This window comes from Azoarcus taiwanensis (genome assembly GCF_012910885.1).
Classification (GTDB): domain Bacteria; phylum Pseudomonadota; class Gammaproteobacteria; order Burkholderiales; family Rhodocyclaceae; genus Azoarcus_F; species Azoarcus_F taiwanensis.
On the sequence record NZ_WTVM01000191.1, the window covers coordinates 1 to 5,694 of the forward strand.

The following is a 5,694-nucleotide window of genomic DNA, read 5'->3' on the forward strand; positions in this document are numbered from 1 at the left end:
TTCGACGTACTCGGCGCGACGCAGGTTTTCGCGGATGGCGATGTACTCCATCTCGGGGGTGACGATGCCGCGGCGGGCATAATGCATTTGCGTGACGTTTGCACCTTCCTTGGCGCGGCGCGGCTTGCGGTGCAGACCGGGAAAGCGCAGTTCGTCCAGCTTTTCGTCAGCGGCACGTGCTCGACCGAATTCGGAGCTGAGGCCATCGAGCAGTTCAGTGTCGCCGCGTTCGTCTATCCACGCCTGGCGCAGTGCCGGCAGGCCGCTGCGGATGTCGATCTTCGCTGCCGGGTCGGTATAGGGCCCCGAACAGTCATACACGAACACCGGCGGGTTGGGCTCGGCGCCGAAGGAGGCGGGAGTGTCGCTTTGCGTGATTTCGCGCATCGGCACCCGGATGTCCGGGCGCGAACCCTGTACGTAGATCTTGTGGGAGTTCGGTAGCGGGGCAATGGCGGCTTCGTCGACCTGGGCGTTGGCGGCGATGAATTTTTCGTTGGCGTTCATGGGTGTCGTCCTGTGGAGTGGGCTGGGGTGGATTTCAGCTATGCGGTGGAAAAACCTGAGCTGGGTTTGCACATCGTTTCTCCCCCTTCAAGGGGAGGGCGCAACGATGGTTGTCTCCCTGTTCATTGCAGACAAATGCGTGTCAATTCCCGGCCGAGGGTCGGGCCCATAGCGCATGGAAATGATGGACTGGGCCGTGGCCGCTGCCGACCTGCAGCATGCCGGAGGCGGCGATGGCGCGCAGGAGGTAGTCGCGGGCGTCGCGCACCGCCGCTTCGACCGGATTCAGGCCACTGCGCTGCGGCAGCAGGGCAGCGATGGCCGACGACAGCGTACAGCCGGTGCCGTGGGTGTTTCTGGTGTCGATGCGGTGGGCGGCCAGTTCGACCATGCGGTCGCCGTCGAACAGCAGGTCCACCAGTTCGTTGCCTGGCAGGTGACCGCCCTTGAGCAGCACCCAGCGCTCGCTCGAGGTCGGCAGCAGCTCGCGAAGGCGCTCGGCCATCTTGTACATTTCGCGCACGGTTTCGGGGGCGCGGGTTTCCAGCAGCACGCCGGCCTCGGGGAGGTTGGGTGTGATCATGAAGCTCACCGGCAGCAGGGCCTCGCGCAGCATGGCGACCGCGGATTTGGCAAGCAGATGGTCGCCACTCTTTGCGACCATGACCGGGTCGCACACTACCCGCGACGCCTGGAAGTGGGCAAGACGATCGGCCACGGTACCCACGATCTCGGCGGTGCCGAGCATGCCGATCTTGACCGCGTCGATGCGCACGTCGGCAAACAAGGTGTCGATCTGCTGCTGCAGGAACTCGACAGGCGGTGTATGAACACCGGTGACCGCCCGGGTGTTCTGTGCGGTGAGTGCGGCGACCACCCCACAGCCATAGGCACCAAGCGCCGAGAAGGACTTCAGGTCAGCCAGAATTCCGGCGCCGCCGGACGGGTCGACGCCGGCGATGCTCAGGACATTGGGTATGGATGTCGTCATTTGCGCCACTCCGCAGGATCGCGTCGGCACGAGCCGGGAGGACGAAAGGGCGACGGATGCGGCGCTGTTGCCGCTGGGCCGAAGACATTGCGTTTCCCTACGCCGGTGCGAGCCGGATCAGGTTCCAAGGGTATTTCTCAGCCCGCACGCGACTGTGCGGGCACCCCCAACGAAACCCGAAGCCTACTCCCGTGAGTGGCCCCCGACAAGTGGCGGGGCGGGAGTGTCAGCTGCCCCAGCCAGCCAGCGCCGCGATGCCCAGCGCTGCGAACAATGCGGCAGCGATACCGTGCACCAGTTTGACCGGAATACGGTGCGCGATGCGCTCGCCTGCCATCACTGCCGGAACGTTGGCGATCATCATGCCCAGTGTGGTGCCGATGACGACCGCGACGAAGGCCTCGTACTGCGCGGCGAGTGCCACCGTCGCGATCTGTGTCTTGTCGCCCATCTCAGCGAAAAAGAAGGCGATCACTGTGGTCCCGAACACGCCGAAGCGCGGGGCGGCGAGCTCGCCGTCGTCGAGCTTGTCCGGGATCAGCACCCACACCGCCATCGCCAGAAAGGACAAGCCGAGGATCCAGCGCATCGTGTCCGGACCCAGCCATTGCGTCAGCCAGGTGCCGAGTGCCGCAGCGAAGGCATGATTGGCAATCGTCGCGACCAGGATGCCGAGCACGATGGGCGTTGCTCGCCGGAAACGCGCAGCGAGCATGAAGGCGAGGAGTTGGGTCTTGTCGCCGACTTCGGCGAGGGCGACCACGCCGGTCGAGATCAGGAAGGCTTCGAGATAAGTGGGCATGTCACACTCAGGGGCCGATGGATGACCGAAGACCGCCACCACACCCGGCCCGCGCTCGGTGTGTCGGCGGTCAATGGTCTTGCCAGGTGCGAACACTGGACATGCCATTTCCGGAACCGGAAAAGTGTGTTGACATGTCCCCCGGTGGTGACCGGGCGGCTACTCCCCAATGACGCCGCGGACTATACCGACCCGTGGAACAAACCGCAACCAGACCTCGAAAACTGCTGGATGTGGTAAAGATATGGCGTGCCGCTGCCGTTAAACAAGCAATGCGAGATTATCGGGAGCGATTCGACATGCGTGTCGGACGGATGGGTCTTTCCCTGTGGGCGGTGGTTCTTGGGGTGTCAGGTGCGGTATACCCTCAGGAGGGGTGGGAAACCGTGATGCAGGACCGCGAGCGTGAGGTCCAGATCGACCGGGGCAGCATCATGCGTTCGGATCGTGGCACCCGGGTCGCGTGGGCGCGGGTCGTGCTGTCGCCGTCCGAGGCGGCGATCGCCGGACATGTCATGGTTCAGGCGCTGAACCGCTACGACTGTGTCAACCGCAGCATCACCACGCTGCGACGCCGTTACCTGGATGCGCGCAACATCATCGTCCGTGAAGAGTCGATAAGCACCCCGAGGGCGGTCACGGTGGCAGCCAACAGCGTCGACGAGCGACTCTGGCGCGAAGTCTGCCAGCCGCGCGGCATGGCTGAGCTCGAGCGTATTGCCGAGGAGGCGACACGCATCATTACCGAGATGGGTGGTGAAACGGTGGCCCGGGATGCGCCCGCCCGCCGGGTGCCGGTCGAGCAGCCAGCCGATCGGGTGCCGGTCGTCGATGCGGTGTCGGTGCCGGTGGCGGCGCAAGCGGCACCACCCTCCGTGGCCCGCAGTACGCCTGTGGCGACGCCTGCTGCCGAGGCTCCGGTGGCGGCGACCCGGCCTTCGACACGGCCCGGTGCGCCGACCGTTACTGCGGACCAACGCCGCTGGAGCTATTCGGGCGAGAGCGGACCGGCCAACTGGGGGAAGATGCATCCCGAGTGGGCGCTGTGCGAGAGCGGGACGCGCCAGGCCCCGATCGATCTGCGTGAAGGTATCCGGCTGGATCTGGAGCCGGTTGGTTTCGACTATCGCGAAAGCCGGTTCCGCGTCAGCGACACCGGGCGTGCCCTGGAGGTGCATGTCGGGGAGGGGCTGACGGTGACGATTCGCGGGCAGCGCTTCGTCCTCACGCATATGAGCTTTCACACCCCATCGGAGATCACGGTCAACGGATGGATTTCGCCGCTGGCAGTGCATTTTCACCATCACGACCAGGCGGGCATGCAGGCGGTCGTCGCGGTGTCCTTCCAGGGTGGAGGGGTGCCGCATCCGGTGCTGCAGCAGATACTCAATGCCATGCCGATCGACCGCGGCGCCTGGCACATGCCACAGACGACCATCGAGCCCGGCGCGCTGGTGCCCGAAGATCCAGCCTATTTTCTGTTTCTCGGGTCACTGAGCACCCCGCCCTGTACCGAAGGCGTAACGTGGGTGGCGATGAAGACGCCAGTGGTGGCGTCCGACGAACAGATCGCGGTATTGCGCCGCCTGCACCCGGACAACGCCCGCCCGGTGCAAGCGCTTAACGACCGGCTGGTTCTGGAGTCGCGCTGACGGTTTATTGCGCCCGGCTATGGATCGCAGCGACGAAGGCGATCAGCGCGAATAGCGACAGAAGGGTGAGCAGGGCCGCGAGCCAGGTGTAGTGGTCGCCGTTGGCGACCAAGGCAGCGAGAGCGACCGGTGCTGCCGCTTTGGCAAAGAACGCCGGACCGGCCAGACGACCCATCAGCGTGCCATAGGCGTGCCGGCCGAACAGTTCTGCCGGTACCGTGCCGCGCACGATGCTCATCACACCATTGGATAAGCCGTAGGCGCAGGCAAAGGCGAAGGCCAGGGTCGGTGACACGCCGATCAGCAAAAGCAGACACATTGCCACCGCCATGATGCCGAACGCGGCCAGGCCCACTTTGGCGGCGCTCAGGCCGCGCGCGAAAACGAACTCGATGATGCGTCCGACCACCTGCATCGGCCCGATCAGCGATACCGCGACAATTGCGGCGGCTGGCGAGAGGCCGGAGGCCTTGAGCGCACCCACCGCATGGGCGGCTGTACCGGAGATGACGAAAGCCGACACGGTGAATGCGGTGGCCAGCCACAGGAATCGGCTGCCGGCGGCCGGCGGAGACGGTGCGACCTCCGGCGTGTCGCCACTCGGCGCAGGGGTGGTTGGTCGTGGCAGGCCGAAGTAATGCGCCGGCAGGCAGACAAGCAGGTGCAGCGCTGCGAACACCGCCACCGCGGCACGCCAGTCGAAGGTTTCGTGTAACCACCAGGCCAGCGGCCAGAACACGGTGCTCGCGAATCCGCCGAGCAACGTCAGCGCGGTCAGTGCGGGGCGATAGTGACGACCGGCGAACTGGCTCAGCGCCGGAAAGGCCGCGTCGTAAAGATTCGCCGCCATCGCGACGCCGGCAAGTCCCCAGCCGACAAAAAACTGGAGCGGCCCTTGGGCGCTGGAGATCAAGCTCAACGCAACCGCGCTGATGACCGAGCCAGCGGCCATGACCCGGTAACCACCATACCGGTCGAGGGCGCGGCCAATGGCCGGTGCGGTCAGCCCCGAGATCGCCAGACTCGCGGAAAAGGCGCCGAATACACCGGTCATGCTGATGCCCAGTGTGGCTGCCATCGGCTGGGCCAGCACCGCGATGGCGTAGAACAGGCTGCCCCAGGCGATGATCTGGGTTGTGCCCAGAAGTGCGACCGGCCGGATCAGCGAAACCGGGCTCGGCTCAAGGGTGGGCGATGCCGGAGCACGGTGAGATTCTCCGTTGGTCATGTGGCCGGGTTGGCAGCGAGGCAGGGCATGGTCGAGAGTCGGCTTGGAAAGCCGCTTGTTGTCGCACTGCGATAGAATACGCGTTTGGCGACCGGCGATCCGACCGCATATTAAATCAGTATGTGCTAATATTTCCTCAGGAAACCCCACGATGAACTTCGAACAAGCCCGCTTCAATATGGTCGAGCAGCAAATTCGCACCTGGGAGGTCCTCGACCAGGACGTGCTGGATTTGCTGATGACGGTGCGCCGTGAGGAGTTCGTGCCGGCGGCTTATCGCAACCTCGCCTTTGCCGACGTCGAAATTCCCATCGGCTGCGGTCAGGTGATGCTCAAGCCGGTGATCGAGGCCAAGATCCTGCAGGCCTTGCGAGTGGGTCGTTCCGACTCGGTGCTCGAGATCGGTGCCGGGTCCGGCTACTTCGCGGCCTTGCTTGCAGCGCGTGCCGACTGGGTGCGCAGTCTCGAGATCGAGCCCGGGCTGGCCAAGCTCGCGAGCGAAAACCTCGAACGC

The 5,694-nt window shown here is 65.0% G+C and carries 5 protein-coding genes, 1 pseudogene and 2 riboswitches; of the genes and pseudogenes, 2 read left to right on the forward strand and 4 right to left on the reverse strand.

Annotation, left to right across the window (positions count from 1 at the left end; translation table 11 throughout):
- The 3 genes and pseudogenes from GPA21_RS18935 to GPA21_RS18945 all read right to left on the reverse strand — a co-directional run.
- Window positions 1–507, reverse strand: a pseudogene (locus tag GPA21_RS18935) (phosphomethylpyrimidine synthase ThiC); the annotation flags it as partial.
- Between the two features lie 142 nt (window positions 508–649).
- Window positions 650–1,498: a bifunctional hydroxymethylpyrimidine kinase/phosphomethylpyrimidine kinase gene (gene thiD / locus GPA21_RS18940; protein WP_168989644.1), complete on the reverse strand. Its 849-nt coding sequence runs from the start codon at window positions 1,496–1,498 to the stop codon at window positions 650–652.
- A 77-nt stretch (window positions 1,499–1,575) separates the two neighbouring features.
- Window positions 1,576–1,676, reverse strand: a riboswitch (TPP riboswitch).
- A gap of 48 nt (window positions 1,677–1,724) precedes the next feature.
- Window positions 1,725–2,300 carry a TMEM165/GDT1 family protein gene (locus GPA21_RS18945; RefSeq protein ID WP_168989647.1) on the reverse strand — a complete coding sequence of 192 codons (576 nt, stop codon included), beginning with the start codon at window positions 2,298–2,300 and terminating at the stop codon, window positions 1,725–1,727.
- A 7-nt stretch (window positions 2,301–2,307) separates the two neighbouring features.
- Window positions 2,308–2,481, reverse strand: a riboswitch (yybP-ykoY riboswitch).
- Window positions 2,482–2,599: 118 nt separating this feature from the next.
- On the opposite strand from GPA21_RS18945, the gene GPA21_RS18950 reads away from it, so the two are divergent.
- On the forward strand, window positions 2,600–3,952 hold the full coding sequence (locus GPA21_RS18950) for a carbonic anhydrase (RefSeq protein ID WP_168989645.1): 1,353 nt from the start codon (window positions 2,600–2,602) through the stop codon (window positions 3,950–3,952).
- A 4-nt stretch (window positions 3,953–3,956) separates the two neighbouring features.
- On the opposite strand, the gene GPA21_RS18955 is transcribed toward GPA21_RS18950, so the two are convergent.
- Entirely contained in the window at window positions 3,957–5,180 is a 1,224-nt protein-coding gene (locus GPA21_RS18955; protein ID WP_168989646.1) for an MFS transporter, read from the reverse strand.
- 151 nt (window positions 5,181–5,331) lie between these two features.
- On the opposite strand from GPA21_RS18955, the gene GPA21_RS18960 reads away from it, so the two are divergent.
- Window positions 5,332–5,694 (forward strand): protein-L-isoaspartate O-methyltransferase family protein (locus GPA21_RS18960; RefSeq protein ID WP_281355970.1); only part of this gene is annotated, 363 nt, incomplete at its 3' end.

Coding starts and splice junctions, on each gene's coding strand:
- thiD (WP_168989644.1), bottom strand. CDS start 1,498: ATGACGACATCCATACCCAATGTCCTGAGCATCGCCGGCGTCGACCCG.
- GPA21_RS18945 (WP_168989647.1), bottom strand. CDS start 2,300: ATGCCCACTTATCTCGAAGCCTTCCTGATCTCGACCGGCGTGGTCGCC.
- GPA21_RS18950 (WP_168989645.1), top strand. CDS start 2,600: ATGCGTGTCGGACGGATGGGTCTTTCCCTGTGGGCGGTGGTTCTTGGG.
- GPA21_RS18955 (WP_168989646.1), bottom strand. CDS start 5,180: ATGACCAACGGAGAATCTCACCGTGCTCCGGCATCGCCCACCCTTGAG.